Raw genomic sequence first — 20,987 nt, forward strand, 5'->3', positions numbered from 1 at the left:
TTTACAATATTTTTTGTATACTTTTCAAAAGTAATTCTTGAGAACCAATGTTTGTATTATCTAGATGGGGTTTTTTGTATGTATATTTAACTAATTCCCAGGCGGTTTTATCACTTAGATTTATATTAAGTATAGATTTTAAAAATTTTTTGGCTTTTAAATTGTGGATTTCGTATAAAATTTCAATACGTTTATCAAAATTTCTTACCATCCAATCAGCTGTGGATATAAACATTCTTTCGTTGCCACTATCATAAAAGTACAAAATACGAGCATGCTCTAAAAACCTGCCAATTATGCTTTTAACAGTTATATTTTCACTCATATTTTTTACTTTTGGAACTACAGAACACAAGCCTCTAACTATAAGATCAACCTTTACGCCAGCGCAAGAAGCTTCATATAGTTTGTCTGATATTTGCTTGTCATATAAAGAGTTCAGTTTGGCGGCCATGTAGCCTTTTTTGCCTTTCTTGGTATTTTTGATTTCATTATTAATCATATCTATTATTGATTGTCTAAGTATCTTTGGTGAAATCTTTACTCGTTCCCAGTCAAATATATCAGAATATCCCATCATGTAATTGAATAAATTAACGATCTCTTGACCAGTTGAATCGTCTTTTGTAATGTAATCGATATCCGTATAGATTAAAGCGGTTTTTTCATTATAATTACCTGTGGATATATGCGTGTAGCGCACCAACTGGTCTGATTCTTTTCTGACAACCAGCATTGTTTTTGCGTGTATTTTTAAATCTAAAAAACCGTAAGTTACAATGCAGCCGGCATTTTCCAATCGTTTTGCCCACCCTACGTTTTTTTGCTCATCAAAGCGTGCTTTAAGCTCAATTACAACACTCACATGTTTTCCGTTTTTTGCAGCTTTTTCTAATAATTCTATAATTTTTGAATCGTCATTTGTACGATAAAGCGTAATTTTTATTGATAGCACATTTCTATCATTCACAGCTTCTTCAAGAAATTTTATTATTATTTTAAAATCGTGGTAGGGCCTAAGCAGTACTATATCGTTAGTTTTTAATATTTCAAAAAAGCTCGTTTTTTTAATGTGCTGCAGGTAATTAGGAATAGTCGGTTTAAATGTTTCAAAATAGAGAGATTTTTTTGTTTCTAAAATATTAAAAATAAAGCTAAAATCCAGAAGTCCTTTTATTATGTATATGTCTTTTGGGTAGAGATCAAAATAATTCATCATTTTGTCGATAAAAGAATTATCAATTTCTCTGTCAATTTCTAAACGTACTACGTTGCTTTTTTTTCTTAAATCCAAATAATGCTCTATTGCTTCGAGTAAATCTTCTGATAGTTCCTGGTGTATGGGTAGATCTGCATTACGTGTTAGTCTAAACAAAAAGAATCGTTTTATATTGTAATTTGAATATACCTTGCTCAAAAACTTCTCAACAATATAATTTGTTGTGTAATAGATAGATTGTTTTTTATATTTAATTTTGAACGATTTGGGAAGCACATTAGGTATAATCAAAATTGAATAAAACAAATCTGAATTTTTTTCCATTTCGACAAAAAAAGCCGATGTTAAGTTTTGGATAAAGGGAATTCGATTGATATTATTTAAAGCAACAGGTGTTAGTACAGGTAAAATATCCAATAAAAAAATCTCTTCAATATGTATCAAATATTCTTTAGGGTTAATAATTACTCTTTTTGATTTTAATTGAGGTTTGAGATGATTTTCAAAAATATCGTTTCTTAACTTTACTTGCGCCGCTACTTTTTTTGCAATTTCTTCTAGTTGTTTTTGGGGTGTCATCAAAGATATGTCTGCTACATTATACCCTGCATCAATTTGGTCTTTTAACCCAGCTACTCTAACCATAAAGAATTCATCCAAATTAGACGCATGAATGGCTATAAATTTTAATTTTTCAAGTACAGGTACATCTGGATTTCTTACTTGTTCTAGTACCCGATAATTAAAATCTAGCCAGCTAAGTTCCCTATTATTGTATAAAAAATCACTCATATTTTAGTTTTATGTAAAGTTTTGGAGCAATCCCAAATGTTTCTAAAAAATCAGTGGATTTATTTTTAAACGTAAGCTCTTCTAAAAATGGGATTTTTAGAGCAACAGCTGTAATTTTGATTTCATTTTCATTTACTTCAATATTAATATCTTCTATGATTTGCATATGACTTGCATCAAGTGCATCTGCTATCTTTAAAAGTGAAATAATTTTTTTTAAAGATAAAATTTTTTCTATTGGTGCGCTTAACAACTCGTCCTCAGATTCTATTTTTGCTTTGTTTCTGTGAAATAATACGCTTGCAGCTACATAGTCAATTATTTCTTTATCTATACCGGGCATATTAATGGATTTTGCAATATAATAAGAGTGTCTATGGTGATTGTTTACGCCTATGTAGTAGCCTACATCGTGCAATATGCAAGCTGCATCTAGTATTGTTTTTTCTTTAAGTGTCATTGAATGAATGCTTTTTAGTTCGGCATAAAGCCTGTTTGCAAAATGCAGCACTTTTTTGGCATGTTTTAAATCGTTGTTGTATTTTTTAGAATAGGCTAAAATTTGATTTAAAATTTTTTTGTTAATAGATTTTTCTTTAAAACTTTTTGAGTAATAATTAATTAATTGTTGGGGAAATGTAGCATTTGAGAATAGGAAGCCATCTAAATTAAGCAATTTTAGCAAAGCAGAAAAAGTATAAACAATGGGCGTTATCACGTTAGCGTCATTGAGACTTAAATTGTAGTTTTTGGATATAGCTTGAGGCTCGCTTGATTTTATATCTTGGTAAAGCGCGATTAATGATTTGTATGAAATTTTATTGCTTTTTGGTTTGATAACTTTTACAAGCAAATTTATGGAACTACCGCAACCAATCATGTGCTTTATAGAGTCAATCGAGTTGCAATTTTGCTTTATCGTGTTCAAAATTTTGCCCAATTGTTCTTCATAAGCTTTGTACTTTATGGTATTGCTAAGATCTTTAAATAGTAAAAATTGCCTGAGAGCACCGGCGTTAAATACAGAATTAAAAATATCCACTTCACCTATCTTTATGTTAATAGATAGACTGCCGCTTGATAAATAAGCTAAAAGCAAACCTTCTTGTGCAAATTTGTCAAAACTTTTTATATCGTTTTTAACACCTAAATATTTTACATACATTTCATGGGTTTCATCAATAACTTCTATATCAAGTTGTGTTTTAGTTGTTATGTAATTTATAAAAAAATATTTATTTTGAGCATCCCTAACAGCACTTGTGCAGATAGCTTTGTAGTTGCCCCAGATTTTGTACTCGTCTAATTTTTGCGCATATTTTGATAATATTTGAGCCGTAACTTTTACTTTTTCTAAGCTAATATAGCCTTTTTCAAACGTATCAAGACCAAGCGCAACAGGCGTAACAATACTTTCTAGAACTCTTTCCTTTGAGTTTTTAAACTCACTAATTTGCATGCGAATGGCGCTTGAACCAATATTTATTATGCCAAATATACCGTTTTTCATATAATTGAAACCTTTTTACCAGTAACTTTTTCTAAAAGATTCTTTTTTGCATTTGCTGCTTTCATTTCTAAAAAAGTATCTTCGCTTGATATAGCTACAATTTTTATATTATCCTTTTCAATACTAACCTTGATGTCTTTTACAAAGCTTCTGTGACTTCTATCAAGACCATCTGCTATTCTTAAAATTGCAGCAAGTTTTTTTATTTTGTCCTTCTTTTTTTTTGAAAATGATTGGTAAAATTTATGCGATTTGTTTGGTAGACTGCCTCTGTGAAAATAAGAAATTGTTGCTATCATGTTTTTTTGCTTAATACTAAAGCCTGTTAGATCTGAATTTGTAATGAGATAATACGAATGCATATGGTGTTTTGAAAATGATATATATGTGCCAATATCGTGCAAAATGCAAGCTGCTTCGAGTAAAGCAAAATCTTTGTCTTGAAGAGTAAGCGTTTGTTTTAGCTGTTCAAAAAGCTTTTTGGCGAGGTTATTTACGCAAAGAGCATGTGGTTCTTCAAAGTTAAATTTATTGCCAAGCTCTATTAATCTAGAAAACTTTAAATCGCTATCTAAAGTTTGAAATGGAAATGATAGACCAATTTTATTTAATGTGTCAATTAAAAGACCTGTTCTTAAGCCACCCATAAAAGTGTAGAAGCCTTCAACGTTATAAAAATTCATTATGCTTTCTATTACCATACAAGCAGGTAAAATTATATCTGCGCGTTTTTCTTCTACACCTTTTATTTTTTTAATATCGTCAATTTTCATCCTACGCAATGTATTAATGAGACTTTTGACATATGATCTTGGCACATACTTTGCATATGATGTAGCTTTTTTGTTTTGTGACATATAATACATGATTGCAATATTATTTAGTGTACCGCCTGTTGCTACAATAGTGTCAATATTTATATCATCGAGATTTTGTAGCGTTTCTTCTATAAAATCTTTCATGGCATAAATAGATGATTGGGATGGCGGATCTTTTTTTAAAAATTCATGTTTTAGTCTTGTGCAACCAAGCAGCGTACTGTAAGAATCTACAAGTTCACCTTTTTGTGATATTACAATTTCGCTACTTCCACCACCTATATCTATTGTAAGAGCATTCATGTTTTTTATGTCAAAATTATAAAGTACAGCTAAAAAATTATAATAAGCTTCTTCTTTGCCACTGATTATTTCAATATCTATGCCAAAGCGCTCTTTTGTTGTTTTAACAATTTCATATGCGTTTTGTGCATCTCTAAGCGCTGCTGTACCAACAGCTCTTATAATTGTTGCTTTATGGTTCTGTATAAGATTATTTATTACTTCCATGTTTTTATAAAATAAATCAGCAGTTTGTCCATCAATGTAGCCTTTGGAAAATACGCAGTCGCCAAGTCTTAAAATTTCTCTATAATCCTGGATTATGCGATAGCTTTTTTCCAGACTTTGTGCAACTTGAAGCCTTATTGAGTTTGAACCAATGTCAATGATTGCTATGATAGGATAATCAGGCATGTTCACCCCAGTTTATTTCAAAAAATCTTAAAAAAGATAATAAAAAAATAACTTTTTTTCTTTTTTGTTTTAAATTACTTTTAAAAGTTTCAATAAGTGCTTCTATTGCATTTATCGAATCCGGCAGTATTGTTTTTAGTGATTTTAGATATTCAATATGGACACTTAAGTCTTGAACATAGCCTAGTTTATCCTGGAGTTGTCTTAGTTGAATAAGGCGTTCTTGAATTTTTTGGTTTTGAACTTGAGTTTTTTGTAGAATTTCTAAAATGTACCTGTATTTTTTGTACTCAATGCGTAATTTATGCAAATTTTTTTTAGCAGGCTTAATTTTTTTAATTTTTTTAGCTTGCGCGTTAAGTGATAAAAAAGCTATTGTTTCAAACTTAAAGTCAAAAAAAACATCTTTTCTGTAGCTTTTTTGTACAATTGTCTGGTTTATTTTTATTAAAAAATCATCAAAACTTAGACTAAGAATATTGTAAAAATTGGATTTTTGTATACCGTATTCTTTTTCTAAATAGGTTTTTAGTTCTTTTAAATCGTTTTCGAATATGTCCAGTTGATTTATTTTTTCAATCAAAATTTGGGTATCTCTGGCTATATTTGATGATTTTAAAAAAAATTTTAGCGTATTTAATAATTGTGTGTCTGTATTTAAATACTTTTTAAAAACTAAAAAATAAGATAAAAGACGCCTTATAGCCACGCGCAAATCATGCAGGGCTTCATCTTTAGTATAAAACTCTTTAAAATTTGACTCAATCTCAGACACCTGATTGATTATGATTTCTTCAAAAACATCGTAAAATAGCATAATTTAACTATTAGGTAAAAAATTTTTTGTATACATAAAAACTATATTTGGATCAAGATTTAATACTTTTTCGTTTTTATCTTTATAATCATTGTTGAGTAAAAAATGTTTGATCAAATTTAGACGTGCTTTGTGTTTGTCATTTGCTTTAACAATTATCCACGGTGAGCGCGGTGTGTGGGTTCTCTCAAACATTTCATCCCTTGCTTTAGTGTAATCGTCAAAATGCTTTAAAGCAGCATCATCTACTGGGCTTTCCTTCCATTGCTTGAGCAGATCAGTTTTTCTTGATTTTAACCTTTTTTCCTGTTCTTTTTTGTCAATATCCAGATAATACTTAAACATCTTAATGCCTGCATTTATAAGGAGGTTTTCAAAGTATACTACATCTTCAAAAAATTGTTCGTACTCTTTTTTAGTACAAAAACCCATTACACGTTCCACTCCTGCCCTATTATACCAGCTTCTATTAAACAATACGAACTCAGACGGAGCAGGCAAATGCGGTACAAATCTCTGGAAATACCATTCTTTTGCTTCTTTATCCGTTGGTTTCGAAACTGCAAAGATACGCGTTTCTCTTGGACTCAAATGCCTTGTTATGGTTCTTATCATGCCATCTTTACCAGCAGAATCTCTACCTTCAAGGATTATTAACACCTTCTCTTCTTTTTTTATAAGAGTGTTTTGAAATTTTACAAGTTCTACCCACAGCTTATAAAGTTCACGCTTATATTCATCTTTATCCTTTGACATAAAATACCCCCTATGTTTGTTAAATTATACACCTCATTTGACAAAAAACAAGCCATAGTGTTTTTAAATGAATAAAAATGAAGATTTCTATGCTATTATCAAGACTTTTATTCTAAAATTCCAAAGTGTCAACCAGACTAGCATATCAAAAAATAATTGCAAGGTACTTTTAACACACTAGATTTCTAGTAGTTAAAAAAATGTTATTATTGTGCGTAAAATACTTTAGTTATAGTTTTTTTGCAAAGTTTTTGCATTTTATATAATAATTTATTGACAATCGCGTTCAAATATGTATATTTAATAAAGATTTTGTGGGTCGTTAGCTCAGGCGGTAGAGCAGTAGCCTTTTAAGCTATTGGCCGCAGGTTCGACTCCTGCACGACCCACCAAAAGTCCCCATCGTCTAGTTGGCCAAGGACATCGCCCTTTCACGGCGAAAACGTGGGTTCGAATCCCGCTGGGGACGCCAAGCTGATGGAGGTTTTTGTATGACAAAAGCTGATTTAATTGAAAAAGTTGCTTTTGCTACTCAGTTGAAAAAAACAGATGTAAAGAAAGTAGTTGATGCTATCATTGATGAGACTATGAGCGCAGTTTCAAAAGGTGGCAAAGTAAGCTTAACTGGTTTTGGTACATTTTATTTGAGTCAAAGGAAAGAACGCTCAGGCAGAAACCCGCGCACGGGCGAAAAAATTACCATTAAAGGTTTTAATTTACCAGCATTTAAAGTTGGAAAAGTTTTTAAAGAACTGGCAAACAAGTAATTTGTTTTAAATATGGGCGCATAGCTCAGCTGGAAGAGCACCTGCCTTACAAGCAGGGGGTCGTAGGTTCAAGTCCTGCTGCGCCCACCATTTTCACGGAGCCGTAGTTCAGCTGGTTAGAACGCTGGCCTGTCACGCCAGAGGTCGCGAGTTCGAGTCTCGTCGGCTCCGCCATTTTTTATGCAAAGTAGTGTTTTTGGTATAGGAAAAGAGTTAATATCCGCCCAAATTAAAGATAATAATGCATATTATATAGCAAAAAGATTAAACGAAATAGGTATTGAAAATCGGTTTATTATCTTTTTGGATGATTGTCTTGATGATATTACTCAAACGATTAATTATTTTTTAACAAAAACTAGGCTTATTGTCACAACAGGTGGTCTTGGGCCTACATTTGACGATTTAACGCTCCAGGCTATAGCTTTAGCCATAAATGATGAATTGATTTTAAGTCAAAAGTGTTTGTCTGAAATTGAGTTTTTTTATGAAAAATTATACGAAGAAGGCAAAATTGCAGATAAACATTTAAATGTTAACAGGCAAAAAATGGCCTATGTTCCAAAAAGTGCTATATTACTTAAAAATAGTGTAGGTGCCGCCTGTGGTGTTTATGTTAAAAAAGATGACTTTCATATATTTTGTCTACCAGGTGTACCTGCAGAGATGCAAACAATGTTTGAAACCCAGGTAGAGCCAATTTTAAGATCAATTTGCATACCTAATATTACACAAACACAAACTATAGAGTGCGATATTAATGATGAAAGTTTACTTGGTTTTATATCCCAGGAAGTTACGCAAAAAACACACGTTTATGTAAAAACTCTGCCACAGAGTTTTTCATCTAATACAATGAGTGTAAGATTTAGCGCCAATGCTCCTACAAAAGGCCAGGCTCAAAAAGAACTGGAAAAAGCTATATCATTATTTCGTGAACTTTTATCTAGATTTCAATCTGGCAAAATCTAACATCATCTGACTAAACGCTTTTTTATTTGTAAACACAACATCATAAGCTACATTTTTTATATCATTGCCTTGTAGTCCCATGACAGATGATTTTTTATTGATAATAGATTGCACTGATTTAATGCCCATTCGCATACCAAGTGTTCTATCAAATACGCTTGGGTTACCACCTCTTTGAATATGCCCAAGTATTGTAAGTCTTGTGTCAAAACCTGCTTCTTTTTTGAGTTTTTCTGTAACTTCCTGAGTTTTTTTAACACCTTCTGCTACAATAACTATGCTGTATTTTCTACCACGTTCATGTTCCTGTTTTAGTCTGTTCATAATAGAGTTTAGATCATATTCTACTTCAGGTATTAAAACAGCTTCAGCACCAGATGCCATAGCACTCATTAAAGCAAGATAGCCACACTCTCTACCCATAGTTTCTATAACAAATGCCCTCTTATGGCTGGACGCAGTATCGCGTATAATATCTATAGCATATATTATTATATTCAGCGCCGTATCTACACCCAAAGCCATATCAGTACCATATATATCATTATCAATAGATTCTGGTATTCCAACACACACAATACCACTTTCAGCTAACTTTTTTGCGCCACGCAAAGATCCGTCACCACCAATTACAATAAGGCCTTCTATTTCCTCTTCTTCTAATGTTTTAAGTGCTTTTTTAAAGCCACTTTCTTGCATAAACTCTTCACAGCGTGATGTCATCAGTATTGTTCCACCTCTTTGCAATACGCCGCTAACTTGTGTTGGTGTCAATTCAATTGCTAAATCATTAACAAGGCCATTATAGCCTTCCAAAAAACCTGTTACTCTTATATTGTTTTTGTAAGCTTCTTCGACTATAGCTTTAAGTGTAGCATTTATACCAGAACAATCTCCACCGCTTGTTAAAACACCAATTCTTTTCATTAACCCCCCTAAAATTTTTTTCGCGTATTCTTTTTAATTTCTGCTACGCCACCTGTTGTGGTTATATAATCTTTTAGCTTTTCAAATTTCTTTTCGCCAATGCCTGAAACGTTTTTTATTTCATCTATGCTATTAAAAAAGCCATGTGAGTTTCTGTAATCAACAATCTTTTTTGCCGTTTTTGGACCAATACCCGGCAATTTGGTAAGTGCTTGCTGACCTGCAATGTTAATATTGAGTTTATCTGATTGAGCAAAGGCTATGCTGAAAACAAAAATAATACTCAAAAAAACACCTAAAGCTAGCTTCATAAAGCCTCCAACTATTTTTTTGTTAATATATCATATTTTGCTAATTTTTTAAATAAATTTTTAAAATTTTTAAGAAGAAGATTAATTATTGCATAATATGTTACTTATATCTAGAGTAAAGGTATTTTCGCCACTTTGGTAATCATAGGTAATTTTTACTTTATGTTTGTCTAAAATATATTTAGTTACATACAATCCAAGACCCATACCTTCTTTGTTTTTTAATGAAGTTTCTTTTGAAAACGGTTCAAACATCTTGTCTGTGCTCAGTTGAGATTTTTCACCTACATTTGTGAAAATAATTTTTTTGTTTTGTTCCAGGATATTTATTGTCTGATTAGAAGAAAATTTTATGCCATTGTCTAACAAATTTTTTACAGCGATGGCAAAAAGATCAATATCTACTTTTAATGTATAATTAATCGCATGTTCGTATATGACTTTTCCATTTTCAACAAACAAGATTTTTTTTGCAGCATCTAATATGTTATCGAATTTATAGCATTTTGATGACTCATCAATATTTTTGGCTGCAATTTGTTCTACAGAGAGCAATTCGTTTATAAGCACATCGAGCCTTTTAAATATACGTAAAAAATTTTCTTTCCTGCTCGTATCGTTCAACAATTCAGTTGCTATCATACCTTTTGCGATTGGCGTTTTTAACTCGTGAGCCACATTGCGCAAAAACCACTGTCTTAATTCTGCGCTTTTTTTTAGATTATCAACAGCTTCTTGAAACTCTTGAGCAAGAAAACCTACTTCATCCTTTCTATTCAACCCAAAGTTTATGTTCATGTTTCCTTGCTTGAATTCTTCTATTTTTTTTCTTAAAACTTTTATTGGGTATATTGATTTTAGTATGCTAATATATAAAAATAAAATACTTACAACAAAAACAGCCCACAAAATCAATATAAAGCTTGAGGCTCCAAATTTTTGCTCTTTTTTGATTAAGATATTTTGATTGGGCATTTGAATATAAAGATAAGTATTTGTATTATATTTTAGTAAGGTCCAGTTTTGCATGCCAGTAGGCATTTCTTTTTTTAATATTACTCTTGATTTGTTAATAATGTCTTCAATTTCTTTTGAGTTTTGTATAATGCTGATATTTTCAGATTTTGCGTAGTTTGTTAAATTGTGTGTTCTTGCAAGCAACATGCTTTTACGGATAAACTCAAAATTAGACTGTCTCTCAAGTGTAAAAAAAACAAACAAGAAAAGAGCAGCAGATACAACAAAAGTTAAAATGAATATAAGATTTAATTTAAACAAAATAGAATTTTTGTTCATTCCACAAATTTATAACCAATACCCCTGATAGATTTAATGTAGCGAGGTTCTTTAGGATCATCGTCAATTTTTTTTCTAATACGACCAACAATCACATCAACGCTTCTGTCAATGCTTTCATAGTCCATGGTTTTTGTGTTTTCCAAAATAAAATCTCTCGTTAAAACTCGGTTTTTATTTTTTAAAAATAGTGCTAATATTTCGTATTCAGCCGAGGTAAGATTTAATGTGTTATTTTTATACATTATAATCATTTCGTTTTCATCAACATCAAAATCACTTTTAATATTTTTTTGCTCTTTTCGCTTTTTAATTCTTCTAAGAAGGGCTTGTATGCGCGCCACAAGTTCACGAGGGTTGTATGGTTTTGCAAGGTAATCGTCTGCAGCTAGTTCAAGTGCCAGTACTTTATCCGAGTAATCGCTTCGTGCAGATGATATTATAATAGGTATATCAATGGCACTTTTTATAATTTTTTTGCATACGTCTATACCGTCTATGTCAGGCAAGCTCAGATCTAATATAAGAATATCATATTTTGATTTATTTAATGCTTCTAATCCTTTTATTGGTGATTCAAAATTAAAAACTTTCATATTAAACTGAGATAAATATTCTCTTAAAAGATCCGCAAGTTCAGTATCATCTTCAATCATTAAAATTTTTGCCATATAATCACCTAGTCTGGGATTGCTCCCAGACTAAATATAACACACATAGAAAAATTTTTCTATTGGACATTTGATTTTAGATAATTAATTCTATTTTGTAACATTTGTTGCCTGTTTTCCATATTTTTTAGAGCAAATTGCATTTTTTCTTTTTGTAATTGCACAAACTTTTGTCTTTGGACAGGCGTTAGAATGCTAAAAAAATGCTCCATATAATTTGCTCTGTTTTGAGCTCTAAGTTTAGCATTTTGTTCTGATTCTTCAATAAACACTTGCTTATTAAAGTTGCCCGATTTCATTGAGTCGAACATAGGCATTTTGTAATTTGATTGGTTGGTTGCAGAGTTTTGAAATACTTCTTTTCTTAGCTGTTCTAGTTGTTGAACTTGTGCGGGTGTTAGGTTTAACTCTTTTTGCATATATTGATACCCAAAATTACCCCTTGCATGATATCCATAACCAGCATTACCACAAAATCCTGTGTTAAAGCCGCCGCCCATTGGGCCAGCAATAGCTAAACTTACACCTGAGCTAAATAATGTTGCCGCTAAAAGCGCCGAAACAAATGTCTTTTTCATAAAAGACCTCCTTAAGTAAATTTTCTATTATGAATATTATAATAGCTTTGTAAATATAGTTTAAATCAATTGTAAACGTTGTGTAAATCAAAAGGTTGACATAAATTAAAAAGTAATTATATTTATAAAGTTACTTTAATAGTAACTTTTGGAGGAAGATTTGAAAAGCTATGATTTGATTGTTATTGGTATGGGTCCAGCTGGTATGGCAGTATCTGCTATGGCAAGTGCTTTCGATTTAAATGTGCTTTCAGTTGAAGAAAATAAAGTAGGTGGAGAATGTTTAAACTGTGGATGCATTCCAAGCAAGGCATTATTAAAAACAGCTCAAGTCAATCAAATTTCTCACAATTTACAAAAGTTTGGTATTCGTTCAAATATTTTTACAGATCCTTCTGAATCGCTTGATATTGTAAGGCAAAAGGTAAGCCGCATAAGCGGTAAAAAATTGATGCAGGCATTTGAAAGAGTTGAGTTAATTATAAATAAAGGTAATGCAGAGTTTGTAGACGCACATTCAATTAGGGTAGGCGAAAGTATATATAAGTCTAAAAAGATTTTTATAGCAACAGGCACAAGTCCCTATATACCAAAAATAGAAGGTTTAGATAAGATTGATACTTCGTTTAAACTGACAAATATAAATTTATTTATGCAAGAGAGCATCCCAAAGAACCTCACAATTATTGGTGGAGGGGCTATTGGTTGCGAGATGGCTCAAGGTTTTGCAAGGCTTGGAAGCCGTGTAAATATTGTTCATATAGACAATCACCTTTTGCCGTTTGCAGACAGCGAGGCGGCAGACGTTTTAGAAGAAAAATTTAAAAAAGAAAATATCAATGTATTTAATAAAACACCAATAAAACGCGTTTATCAAAAAGGTGATACAGTATTTGTTGAGACTGATTCACATTTACTTGAAAGCGATAAAATACTCATTGCAACTGGCAGAAAACCAAATCTTGAGGAATTAAATCTGGATAATATAGGAATAAAGTACAATAAAAAGGGCATAGTTGTGGATAAAGCTTTAAGAACAAATATAAAACATATATATGCCATTGGTGATTGCAATGGCATATCTAATTTTTCGCATTCTGCCATGCATCAAGGCATGATTGCTCTAATTAATGCAATAAATCCATTACCATTTAAAATTCATCATGATAAGTATTTTGTGCCATGGTCTGTATTTACTACACCAGAAGTGGCTAGCGTGGGTTTAACGCAAGAAGAAGCATTAAAAAAAGGTCTTGAGGTTGTCATTATAAAAAAAGATTACGCAAGTTATGGTAGGGCTATTGTAGATGGGGCAACAGAAGGCTTTATAAAAGTTATAACCAACAAAAAAGGCAGAATTTTTGGTGTAACAATAGTGGGTGAAAACGCAAGCGAAATTATTCATGAATGGATTTTGGCAATGCAATTTAAATTATCTATGTTTGATATATTAATGACGCAGCATTCGTTTCCAACAATATCTATGTTGAATAAAATGGTATGTGAAGACTGGATGATGGAAAATCTCCAACGAAGCAATACCATAAAGAAAATTGCAAGAAAGCTTTTTAGGTTATAATTAAATTTTTATAGGCACTTTTACAATTGCTCTAAATGTTTCTCTTGTTGTTACAATATCAATATCACCATTTAAAATGTTTAGTGTTTTGTAAACCAAATAAAGGCCAAGACCTTTACCAAAGTGTAGTGTTTGAGCATTTAGATCATTATCGTTTAATTTGTATGGATTTTCTATTTTTAAATGATAATATTTACCTAATATATGCGACTCCAATTTTATAAAGCCATCGTCAATGTTATATTTTACGGCGTTGTCAATTAAGTTACGCACAAGTATATAAAAAATATTTTGATACGTATAAATTTTAGCATCAGAAAGATTTAAATCGAGTGTTATTTTTTTTGACTCTAAAGAAAAACTCAATTCTTGCAAAATTGTTTTGATAATTATTTGTGTATCAATTTGGTTTTCGTCTTGTTTGTTTGTAACGTCAAACTTCTTAATTTCCAATACGCCATTTAATATGTTTTTTATGCGGTTTATACTATTTTTTACACGTTCATCTTCACTTATCAGACTAATGTATGCAAGTGGTGTTAATACTTCATGTGCCACTGTATCTAAAAATTCTTCTGTTGTACGATATAGAGATAGAAGTGGTATGGACCATTTTTGAGATAAAACATAACTGACTCTGTGATATAGTCCAACAATAAAAAACGATATAATGAATACCAAACCAAAAAAATAAGCGATATTCTTATAGATTTCGTTTAGTGAGTATGCAGCTATAATTTGAATATGCCCCAAAGTTGCATCTTCAAAACCTGTTTTTTGAAAAGCAAGGCCTGAGTATTGAAAATTATTTTTTGTTTGTTTTATAATATTATCAATCATGCCTTTGTTTATACTGACATTTGAACTCATTATTTTGTTTTTATTATCAATAATTACATAAAAAATGTCCTGAGGCTTGCTTTGGTAAATTCCAGTCGTTTTGATTGAAAGTTCAATATTTTCTATCACTCTTTTTGCAAGAGCCTCGCGGTTTTTTTGTATATCTAAGTATCTTTGATATGAAAGAATTCCATCAAAAAAAACAAGCATAATAAATACAAGCAATGTATGCAGCAAAATGATATTGTTAATAAACTTTTTTATATATTTATTCATCTATTTTATAGCCGTAGCCTTTGATGGTTTTTATTAAGTCTTTATCTAATAATTTTTTTCTCAAGCTATAAATGTGAGATTTTAGTGTTTCTACGCTACCATCCTCATTCCATATATAGTCTATTAAACTGTCTGTTTTTACGACTCTATTTTTGTTGCGCATTAAATATTCTAAAAGCATGAATTCTTTTTGTGTAAGATTTTCGATAGGTTTTGAATCTATATAAACTGTGTGTTTTTGCGTATCAATTTCAATATTTTTAACTTTTATAATGCCTTTTGGCATGTTTCTATTTGCTATAGCTTTTATACGAGCAAGCAGTTCTTCTTTGTAAAATGGTTTAGTTATGTAATCGTCTATATTTGCTTCAAATCCTTCCAATTTATCGCTTAGAGAGCTTTTCACGGTTAAAAAAATAGCTGGCGTTGTTACTGTTTTTCTCAACTCTTTTAAAGTATATAAAGAATCTTTATTTTTTATCGCTCTATCCATGATAAATAAATCAAATGTGCGCGTCCTGGCATAAAGATTAAAATCTTCTAACGTCTCCACCCACTCTGTTTCAAAGCTGTTTTGTTCTAATAATTCTTTTAGCGCTTTCCCAAGCTCTTTGTCATCTTCCAACAGAAGGATTTTCATGGTTCTTTGCTTTTTGTATGTTTGATAAACTTTTCATTAATAGTATTGCACTAACGGCCCTGTAGTAGCAAGCTTCAAATTGTTCGTTTGATAAACTTTCTTGGGCTTGGGATAAGTTTTTGTCAACCAAATTTAATTGATTTTTGTATTCAGTGTTTTTAGCAAATTTTGTTACAAGTGGACTTTTTCTCATTTCTTTGGCTGTATGCAGGTATGAGGTACACATCGATTTATAAGAAGGTTCAACTTTTTTAAAATCTTTCCCAAACGCATTCGAGAAAAAGAATAGGCTAAATAGAGTAATTAAAAACTTTTTAAACCACATAAGGATACCTTTTAGCTTTACAATGTAAATTCAAGGTAAAATTTCTTTTATCTTTATTTGTTTATTACTAACTTCAATAATGCCATCACTTACCAATTGCTTTTCTATGCGAGAAAAAGTTTCTTTTGCCATGCCTAAAAGCAGTGCAATCTCTTGCTTTGGCACATCTAATACCACCGTGAGGGATTTTTGGATTTTACTTAAATAGTTGAGATAGTTTAAAAATCTTTCCTTTGCATTTTCTATAGATAAGCGTTCGATTGTGTCTACAAGGTAATTTATGCGTTTGGCAAACATAAATATTATATTTAGAGATAATTCTGTATGTGATTTTAAAAGAGGAAATAGCTTATCTTTATCTATACCCAGTATTATGGTGTTGGTGAGCGTTTGGGCTGTTACTGGATAAACATTTTGTGTTAACAGAATCTCTGCAAAAAATTCGTTTTTATTAACAAAATGTATGATACATTCATTGCCTTTTTCGTCTAAACGGTATAACTTTATTCTACCGTCCAATAAGTAGTAAATAACAGATCCTTTATCATTTTGTGTAAATATAATTTCACCTTTTTGCTTTTTTACAACAAAGCAAGATGTTTCCAACAATTCAATTATTTTTGAATCCGTTATACCAAGGGTTACTTTGAATAAGGTTTCTATAGTTTTTTTTTCGTTTGTTTTTTTGTTCATAATTTAATAGTTCTCTTAAGCTAAGATAAACAATTTAAGACATTATGTCAATAATTTGATGTATAGCTTGAAAATAACATGCTTAAAGGTTATAATTAGTTAGTTTTTGTGTTTAAAAATTTGAAAGAGGGATGTGTATGCAATCAAAAAAATATGGCTACTCAAGGCAATATATCGACGATGAAGATATAAATGCGGTTATTCAGGTTTTAAAAAGCGATTTTTTAACAACAGGTCCAAAGGTTTTAGAGTTTGAAGAATCAATAAAACAATATTTAGGTGCACAATATGCAGTGTGTGTATCAAGTGGCACTGCCAGTTTGCATATAGCTGCCCTGTGTTTGTTAGACAAGGATTATAAAGTTCTTACCACCCCTATTTCATTTTTGGCTACGTCAAATGCTATTCTTTATGCAGGCGCTAAACCAATATTTGTAGATGTAGACGCAAAAGCCAATATAGATTTAAATTTGTGCGAGGATATTTTAAAAAAAGATAGTACCATAAAGGCTATATTTGCAGTTGATTTTGCTGGCAATATGGTAGATCCTGATGGTCTTTTATACCTGAAAGAAAAATATGGCATAAAAGTGTTGGAAGACTGTGCACACTCACTAGGTGCAACTGCTGGTAAAAACAAAGCTGGCGATTGCAGTTTTTGTGATGTTGCAACATTATCGTTTCATCCAGTAAAAAGTATTACAAGCGCAGAGGGTGGTTGTGTTGTAACAAACGATGAACAAATTGCAAAAAAAGCTTCAATGTTTAGAAACCATGGTATTGTAAGAGACAGGAATGAGTTTATTTATAAAGACGATGATAACCCTTTGTATTTTGAGATGCAGGAGTTGGGCTTTAACTACAGATTAAGCGATGTGCATAGCGCACTTGGGTTATCCCAGCTAAAAAAAATAGATTTTTTTTTGACAGTTAGAAGAAAACTTGCAAACAATTATGATATGGCTTTTAATGGCACACCTATTAGACCTTTACATTTAAATAGCGAATCATCTTATCATTTGTATGTTATAAGAATTAATTTTAAAGAAATAGGAAAAAAGAGAGCTGATATAATGAAATCGCTACAATCAAAAGGAATTTTTCTTCAAACACACTACATACCAATTAATGCTCAGCCGTATTATCAGAAGTTAGGCTATGATCCTTCTTTGACACCAACGGCTGTTAAATATTACAATGAGTGTCTATCTATACCATTATACGTAGGCATTGAACAAGAAGAGCAAGAATTTATTATAGATACAATAAAATCGGAGATTTTGTTCTAAAATAGTGTAGGCTTTTCGATAATTATTTGATTTACCGCAACGCGTCCCTTTGGCGTTTTTTTTATATAACCGCACTGCAATAAATATGGTTCTACTACCTCTTCGAGTGTTTTTTTATCCTCACCAAGGCTTGAAGCGAGCGTCTCAATACCTACAGGGCCACCATTAAAAACGTTATTTATTATTTCTAAGTATTTTTTATCTAAATAATCTAAACCGTTCTCATCTATATTTATTATTTTTAGTGCTTCCTGGGTAATATCTTTTGTTATTTTATCTATCTGCTTAACTTGAGCTAAATCTCTAACACGCCTTAGTATTTTGTTTGCAATGCGAGGTGTTGATCGTGAGCGTTGAGCAATAATTTTAGCACTATCTTTGTCAATTTTTATATTTAATACAAGCGCGGAACGATTTATAATATCAAGTAACTCATCGAGTGCATAGTAATCTAATCTCAAAACTAGACCAAATCTGTCCCTCAGCGGATTTGTTAGCATACCTATACGGGTTGTTGCACCTACGAATGTAAATTGAGGCAAATCTATGCGGAGCGTTTTTGCGCCAGGTCCTTGACCCACTACAATATCCAATTTAAAATCTTCCAGTGCCGAATATAACATTTCTTCGATATTACGATTAAGCCTATGAATTTCATCAACAAACAGTACATCTTTATCATCTAAGCTTGTTAATATTGCGGCAATATCACCTACTTTTTCTATTGATGGACCGCTTATCGTTACTATACTTGAATCCATTTCTTTGGCTATAATATGTGCAAGTGTGGTTTTGCCAATACCAGGTGGCCCATAGAGCAAACAATGCTCTATGGGCTCATTGCGTTTTTTTGCCGCGGCTATAGCAAGCGACAAGTTTTCTACTACGCGTTTTTGGCCAATATAGTCTTTTAAACTTTCTGGCCTTATCGACAAATTAACTTCACTGTTTATTTGAGAGTGCTTCATGTATAGACTTAGCTGCTTTTTTGCCAGCACCAACTGCCAAAATAACTGTAGCTGCGCCTGTTACTATATCACCGCCTGCCCAAACTTTTGAGTGTGTGGTTTTACCATTTTCATCAGCAACAAAATATCCCCATTTATTTGTTTCTACACCCGTAGCGCTTCTAGCTACAATAGGATTTGCGCTTTGACCTATTGCAATAATAACTGTATCTGCATCTATTACAAAATTTGAACCCTTAACTTCTTGAGGTCTTCTTCTGCCTGATTCGTCTGGTTCACCAAGCTCCATTCTAACACACTCGATTCCTAAAACATTTCCGTATTCATCACCTAAGACTTTAACAGGGTTGGTCAGCATTTCAAATTTTATACCTTCTTCCTCAGCATGTTCTATTTCTTCTGCTCGTGCAGGCATTTCTTTTCTGCTTCTTCTATAGACAATAATAGCTTCTTTAGCACCAAGTCTTTTTGCTGTTCTAACAGCATCCATTGCCACATTACCACCACCTACTACAACTGCACGTTCACCAACTCTAATTGGAGTCGCATAATTTGGGAAATCATAAGCTTTCATTAAGTTTGATCTTGTCAAAAACTCACTTGCAGAGTATACGCCATTTAAGTTTTCTCCAGGTATCTTTAAGAAAGATGGCGCGCCTGCGCCGTTGGCTAAAAATACGGCATCGTACTCATTTATTAAGTCATCCACTTTTTCTGTTAAGCCCACCACATAGTTCAACTTTATATCTACGCCTAATTCTTTAATTTGACCAACTTCATAATCGACAATTGCTTTTGGTAATCTAAATTCTGGTATACCATAAACCAGCACTCCACCAGATTTATGAAGCGCTTCGTATATTGTTACATTATAACCTAATTTTGCTAAATCAGATGCGCATGCAAGACCAGCTGGACCAGAGCCTACTACGGCTATTTTTTTGTTGAGTTTTGTTGAGGGTTGTTTTGCATCAGAATAATCAAGCTCTCGAGCCCAATCTGAAACGTATCGCTCAAGCCTTCCAATGGCTATCGGTTTGCCTTTTTTATTCATAATACATGCGCCTTCGCATTGCTCTTCTTGAGGACATACTCTACCACACACGGCTGGCAAGGCGTTTGTTTGCTTTATTTCCAAAAACGCACCTTTTAAGTCTTCTGCTATTAATTTTTCTATAAACTCTGGAATTCTTACATCTGCAGGACATCCTGCCACGCAGTAAGGCGGTTTGCATTGCAAGCACCTCTGAGCTTCCTCAATAGCTTCTTGTAAAGAATAGCCCAGTGGCACCTCAAGAAAGTTCTGTACTCTATCCATTGGATCTTGAGTTCTCATTGGAACTCTATTTTTTTTAAGCCTTTCGGCAGGTTTTATTTTTTCAGCCATTTGAAGCTTGCCTCCTTACTTTTTCTTCAACTAACATCAAAGCTTCTCTTTCTTGATCGCAGTATTGTCTTTGTCTTAATATCATTTCTTCAAAATTGACCAAACTGCCTCTAAACTCTGGGCCATCTACGCAAGCAAATTTTGTTTTTCCGCCCACGCTTACCCTGCATGCACCACACATGCCAGTACCGTCAACCATAATAGAGTTTAGTGAAACCCAAATTTGTTTATTATGATCATTTGCCACGCGTGTACACATTTTCATCATTACTGGTGGCCCAATTGCCCAAATATCTTTTATTGCTTCTGACTCTTTTTTGAGCAAATCGTCCATTATGTTTGTTACAAAACCTTTTTGACCATATGTGCCATCGTCTGTTGCAATAAACAGTTCATTCGAGGCTTCTTTCATTTTGTCTTCCATAATAATAAGGTCTTTTGTGCGCGCGCCTATAATAGAAATTACATGGTTGCCAAGTTCTTTTAGTTTTTTTGCAACCGGGTGAGCGGGTGCAATACCTATACCGCCACCAATAATAAGCACTTTACCACCAAAATTTTCTACCTCAGATGGTAAACCCAATGGACCAACAAAAGCATAAAGATTTTCACCTTCATTCATCAATGAAAGCTCTAGTGTGCTTGCCCCAACAACCTGATAAACAATTTGTACCCAACCTTCTTTGGCACTTGAATCCGCTATTGTTAAGGGAATTCTTTCGCCATTTTCTTTTGTGATCAGTATTATAAACTGACCAGGTTGGGCTGCTTTTGCAACAAATGGAGCTTCTATCCAGTTTGAATAGATTGTATCGCTCCATTTTTGCCTTTTGAGAATTTTATACATCACACCCTCCTTT

Annotated in this window: 21 protein-coding genes and 4 tRNA genes; 8 read left to right on the top strand and 17 right to left on the bottom strand. The window is 32.3% G+C overall.

Features of this window, described 5'->3' with window-relative positions:
* Position 1 precedes the first annotated feature (1 nt).
* Genes ppk1 through ppk2 form a run of 5 tightly spaced genes read right to left on the bottom strand, consistent with a single transcriptional unit; the run spans position 2 to position 6,608 of the window.
* Positions 2-2,011, bottom strand: coding sequence for a polyphosphate kinase 1 (gene ppk1, locus ACP5FO_RS00350; protein WP_428105588.1), 2,010 nt, complete (start codon positions 2,009-2,011; stop codon positions 2-4).
* Entirely contained in the window at positions 2,004-3,521 is a 1,518-nt protein-coding gene (locus tag ACP5FO_RS00355; RefSeq protein WP_428105586.1) for an HD domain-containing protein, read from the bottom strand. Before ACP5FO_RS00355 ends, ppk1 begins: the two co-directional genes overlap by 8 nt.
* Complete coding sequence (locus ACP5FO_RS00360; protein WP_428105584.1) at positions 3,518-5,035, bottom strand: HD domain-containing protein; 1,518 nt, start codon at positions 5,033-5,035, stop codon at positions 3,518-3,520. Before ACP5FO_RS00360 ends, ACP5FO_RS00355 begins: the two co-directional genes overlap by 4 nt.
* The gene (locus ACP5FO_RS00365) at positions 5,028-5,852 is read right to left on the bottom strand and encodes a CHAD domain-containing protein (RefSeq protein ID WP_428156845.1); all 825 of its coding nucleotides are present in this window, start codon (positions 5,850-5,852) and stop codon (positions 5,028-5,030) included. The genes ACP5FO_RS00360 and ACP5FO_RS00365 overlap by 8 nt, the downstream gene beginning before the upstream one ends.
* Before the next feature lie 3 nt (positions 5,853-5,855).
* Positions 5,856-6,608, bottom strand: coding sequence for a polyphosphate kinase 2 (ppk2, locus tag ACP5FO_RS00370; protein WP_428105578.1), 753 nt, complete (start codon positions 6,606-6,608; stop codon positions 5,856-5,858).
* A 316-nt stretch (positions 6,609-6,924) separates the two neighbouring features.
* Between ppk2 and ACP5FO_RS00375 the strand changes: the two genes are divergently transcribed.
* From ACP5FO_RS00375 to ACP5FO_RS00400, 6 genes are all read left to right on the top strand, one after another.
* Positions 6,925-7,000 (top strand) — tRNA-Lys (locus ACP5FO_RS00375).
* 3 nt (positions 7,001-7,003) lie between these two features.
* Positions 7,004-7,080, top strand: a tRNA-Glu gene (locus ACP5FO_RS00380).
* 19 nt (positions 7,081-7,099) lie between these two features.
* Positions 7,100-7,375, top strand: a complete 276-nt coding sequence (locus tag ACP5FO_RS00385) for an HU family DNA-binding protein (RefSeq protein WP_428105575.1) — start codon at positions 7,100-7,102, stop codon at positions 7,373-7,375.
* 14 nt (positions 7,376-7,389) lie between these two features.
* Positions 7,390-7,465: transfer RNA gene (locus tag ACP5FO_RS00390), tRNA-Val, on the top strand.
* Positions 7,466-7,472: 7 nt separating this feature from the next.
* Positions 7,473-7,549 (top strand) — tRNA-Asp (locus ACP5FO_RS00395).
* 6 nt (positions 7,550-7,555) lie between these two features.
* Positions 7,556-8,347: a competence/damage-inducible protein A gene (locus tag ACP5FO_RS00400; protein WP_428105574.1), complete on the top strand. Its 792-nt coding sequence runs from the start codon at positions 7,556-7,558 to the stop codon at positions 8,345-8,347.
* Here the strand turns inward: ACP5FO_RS00400 and ACP5FO_RS00405 are convergent.
* The 5 genes from ACP5FO_RS00405 to ACP5FO_RS00425 form a co-directional block, all read right to left on the bottom strand.
* The gene (locus ACP5FO_RS00405; protein WP_428105570.1) at positions 8,318-9,274 is read right to left on the bottom strand and encodes an ATP-dependent 6-phosphofructokinase; all 957 of its coding nucleotides are present in this window, start codon (positions 9,272-9,274) and stop codon (positions 8,318-8,320) included. The two genes, ACP5FO_RS00400 and ACP5FO_RS00405, sit on opposite strands and share 30 nt — an antisense overlap.
* A gap of 8 nt (positions 9,275-9,282) precedes the next feature.
* Complete coding sequence (locus ACP5FO_RS00410; protein ID WP_428105566.1) at positions 9,283-9,585, bottom strand: ComEA family DNA-binding protein; 303 nt, start codon at positions 9,583-9,585, stop codon at positions 9,283-9,285.
* Between the two features lie 81 nt (positions 9,586-9,666).
* Positions 9,667-10,881 (bottom strand): ArsS family sensor histidine kinase, encoded by a 1,215-nt coding sequence (locus ACP5FO_RS00415; RefSeq protein WP_428105563.1) that lies wholly within the window; start codon positions 10,879-10,881, stop codon positions 9,667-9,669.
* The gene (locus tag ACP5FO_RS00420) at positions 10,878-11,552 is read right to left on the bottom strand and encodes a response regulator transcription factor (RefSeq protein WP_428105559.1); all 675 of its coding nucleotides are present in this window, start codon (positions 11,550-11,552) and stop codon (positions 10,878-10,880) included. Before ACP5FO_RS00420 ends, ACP5FO_RS00415 begins: the two co-directional genes overlap by 4 nt.
* A 59-nt stretch (positions 11,553-11,611) precedes the next feature.
* On the bottom strand, positions 11,612-12,130 hold the full coding sequence (locus tag ACP5FO_RS00425) for a Spy/CpxP family protein refolding chaperone (protein WP_428105555.1): 519 nt from the start codon (positions 12,128-12,130) through the stop codon (positions 11,612-11,614).
* 160 nt (positions 12,131-12,290) lie between these two features.
* Between ACP5FO_RS00425 and ACP5FO_RS00430 the strand changes: the two genes are divergently transcribed.
* The gene (locus ACP5FO_RS00430; RefSeq protein ID WP_428105550.1) at positions 12,291-13,709 is read left to right on the top strand and encodes a dihydrolipoyl dehydrogenase family protein; all 1,419 of its coding nucleotides are present in this window, start codon (positions 12,291-12,293) and stop codon (positions 13,707-13,709) included.
* Here ACP5FO_RS00430 and ACP5FO_RS00435 read toward each other — a convergent pair whose 3' ends face one another.
* Genes ACP5FO_RS00435 through ACP5FO_RS00450 form a run of 4 tightly spaced genes read right to left on the bottom strand, consistent with a single transcriptional unit; the run spans position 13,710 to position 16,483 of the window.
* A complete protein-coding gene (locus tag ACP5FO_RS00435) occupies positions 13,710-14,825 on the bottom strand; it encodes a sensor histidine kinase (protein WP_428156846.1) in 1,116 nt (371 codons plus the stop codon).
* The gene (locus ACP5FO_RS00440) at positions 14,818-15,465 is read right to left on the bottom strand and encodes a response regulator transcription factor (protein WP_428105545.1); all 648 of its coding nucleotides are present in this window, start codon (positions 15,463-15,465) and stop codon (positions 14,818-14,820) included. Before ACP5FO_RS00440 ends, ACP5FO_RS00435 begins: the two co-directional genes overlap by 8 nt.
* Positions 15,440-15,790: a hypothetical protein gene (locus ACP5FO_RS00445; protein ID WP_428105543.1), complete on the bottom strand. Its 351-nt coding sequence runs from the start codon at positions 15,788-15,790 to the stop codon at positions 15,440-15,442. The genes ACP5FO_RS00440 and ACP5FO_RS00445 overlap by 26 nt, the downstream gene beginning before the upstream one ends.
* Positions 15,791-15,820: 30 nt before the next feature.
* Complete coding sequence (locus tag ACP5FO_RS00450; RefSeq protein WP_428105540.1) at positions 15,821-16,483, bottom strand: Crp/Fnr family transcriptional regulator; 663 nt, start codon at positions 16,481-16,483, stop codon at positions 15,821-15,823.
* Positions 16,484-16,620: 137 nt separating this feature from the next.
* Here ACP5FO_RS00450 and pseC point away from each other — a divergent pair, with 137 nt between their 5' ends.
* Positions 16,621-17,772 carry a UDP-4-amino-4,6-dideoxy-N-acetyl-beta-L-altrosamine transaminase gene (gene pseC / locus ACP5FO_RS00455; protein WP_428105535.1) on the top strand — a complete coding sequence of 384 codons (1,152 nt, stop codon included), beginning with the start codon at positions 16,621-16,623 and terminating at the stop codon, positions 17,770-17,772.
* Here pseC and ruvB read toward each other — a convergent pair.
* From ruvB to ACP5FO_RS00470, 3 genes are read right to left on the bottom strand one after another with little or no spacing between them, the layout of a single operon-like run.
* Positions 17,769-18,740, bottom strand: a complete 972-nt coding sequence (ruvB, locus tag ACP5FO_RS00460; protein ID WP_428105532.1) for a Holliday junction branch migration DNA helicase RuvB — start codon at positions 18,738-18,740, stop codon at positions 17,769-17,771. The two genes, pseC and ruvB, sit on opposite strands and share 4 nt — an antisense overlap.
* A complete protein-coding gene (gltA, locus tag ACP5FO_RS00465) occupies positions 18,715-20,127 on the bottom strand; it encodes an NADPH-dependent glutamate synthase (RefSeq protein WP_428105529.1) in 1,413 nt (470 codons plus the stop codon). The genes ruvB and gltA overlap by 26 nt, the downstream gene beginning before the upstream one ends.
* The gene (locus ACP5FO_RS00470; RefSeq protein WP_428105525.1) at positions 20,120-20,974 is read right to left on the bottom strand and encodes a sulfide/dihydroorotate dehydrogenase-like FAD/NAD-binding protein; all 855 of its coding nucleotides are present in this window, start codon (positions 20,972-20,974) and stop codon (positions 20,120-20,122) included. Before ACP5FO_RS00470 ends, gltA begins: the two co-directional genes overlap by 8 nt.
* Positions 20,975-20,987: the final 13 nt, after the last annotated feature.

Source organism: Desulfurella sp. (assembly GCF_049977265.1).
Classification (GTDB): Bacteria; Campylobacterota_A; Desulfurellia; order Desulfurellales; family Desulfurellaceae; genus Desulfurella.

Excerpts from the sequence above, each read along its gene's own strand:
- ACP5FO_RS00360 (WP_428105584.1), bottom strand. The coding sequence starts at position 5,035 with ATGCCTGATTATCCTATCATAGCAATCATTGACATTGGTTCAAACTCA.
- pseC (WP_428105535.1), top strand. The coding sequence starts at position 16,621 with ATGCAATCAAAAAAATATGGCTACTCAAGGCAATATATCGACGATGAA.
- ACP5FO_RS00445 (WP_428105543.1), bottom strand. The coding sequence starts at position 15,790 with ATGTGGTTTAAAAAGTTTTTAATTACTCTATTTAGCCTATTCTTTTTC.
- ACP5FO_RS00405 (WP_428105570.1), bottom strand. The coding sequence starts at position 9,274 with ATGAAAAGAATTGGTGTTTTAACAAGCGGTGGAGATTGTTCTGGTATA.
- ruvB (WP_428105532.1), bottom strand. The coding sequence starts at position 18,740 with ATGAAGCACTCTCAAATAAACAGTGAAGTTAATTTGTCGATAAGGCCA.
- ACP5FO_RS00385 (WP_428105575.1), top strand. The coding sequence starts at position 7,100 with ATGACAAAAGCTGATTTAATTGAAAAAGTTGCTTTTGCTACTCAGTTG.
- ACP5FO_RS00470 (WP_428105525.1), bottom strand. The coding sequence starts at position 20,974 with ATGTATAAAATTCTCAAAAGGCAAAAATGGAGCGATACAATCTATTCA.
- ppk1 (WP_428105588.1), bottom strand. The coding sequence starts at position 2,011 with ATGAGTGATTTTTTATACAATAATAGGGAACTTAGCTGGCTAGATTTT.
- ACP5FO_RS00355 (WP_428105586.1), bottom strand. The coding sequence starts at position 3,521 with ATGAAAAACGGTATATTTGGCATAATAAATATTGGTTCAAGCGCCATT.
- ACP5FO_RS00400 (WP_428105574.1), top strand. The coding sequence starts at position 7,556 with ATGCAAAGTAGTGTTTTTGGTATAGGAAAAGAGTTAATATCCGCCCAA.
- ACP5FO_RS00410 (WP_428105566.1), bottom strand. The coding sequence starts at position 9,585 with ATGAAGCTAGCTTTAGGTGTTTTTTTGAGTATTATTTTTGTTTTCAGC.
- ACP5FO_RS00440 (WP_428105545.1), bottom strand. The coding sequence starts at position 15,465 with ATGAAAATCCTTCTGTTGGAAGATGACAAAGAGCTTGGGAAAGCGCTA.
- ACP5FO_RS00435 (WP_428156846.1), bottom strand. The coding sequence starts at position 14,825 with ATGAATAAATATATAAAAAAGTTTATTAACAATATCATTTTGCTGCAT.
- ACP5FO_RS00420 (WP_428105559.1), bottom strand. The coding sequence starts at position 11,552 with ATGGCAAAAATTTTAATGATTGAAGATGATACTGAACTTGCGGATCTT.
- ACP5FO_RS00415 (WP_428105563.1), bottom strand. The coding sequence starts at position 10,881 with ATGAACAAAAATTCTATTTTGTTTAAATTAAATCTTATATTCATTTTA.
- ppk2 (WP_428105578.1), bottom strand. The coding sequence starts at position 6,608 with ATGTCAAAGGATAAAGATGAATATAAGCGTGAACTTTATAAGCTGTGG.
- ACP5FO_RS00425 (WP_428105555.1), bottom strand. The coding sequence starts at position 12,130 with ATGAAAAAGACATTTGTTTCGGCGCTTTTAGCGGCAACATTATTTAGC.
- ACP5FO_RS00450 (WP_428105540.1), bottom strand. The coding sequence starts at position 16,483 with ATGAACAAAAAAACAAACGAAAAAAAAACTATAGAAACCTTATTCAAA.
- ACP5FO_RS00365 (WP_428156845.1), bottom strand. The coding sequence starts at position 5,852 with ATGCTATTTTACGATGTTTTTGAAGAAATCATAATCAATCAGGTGTCT.
- gltA (WP_428105529.1), bottom strand. The coding sequence starts at position 20,127 with ATGGCTGAAAAAATAAAACCTGCCGAAAGGCTTAAAAAAAATAGAGTT.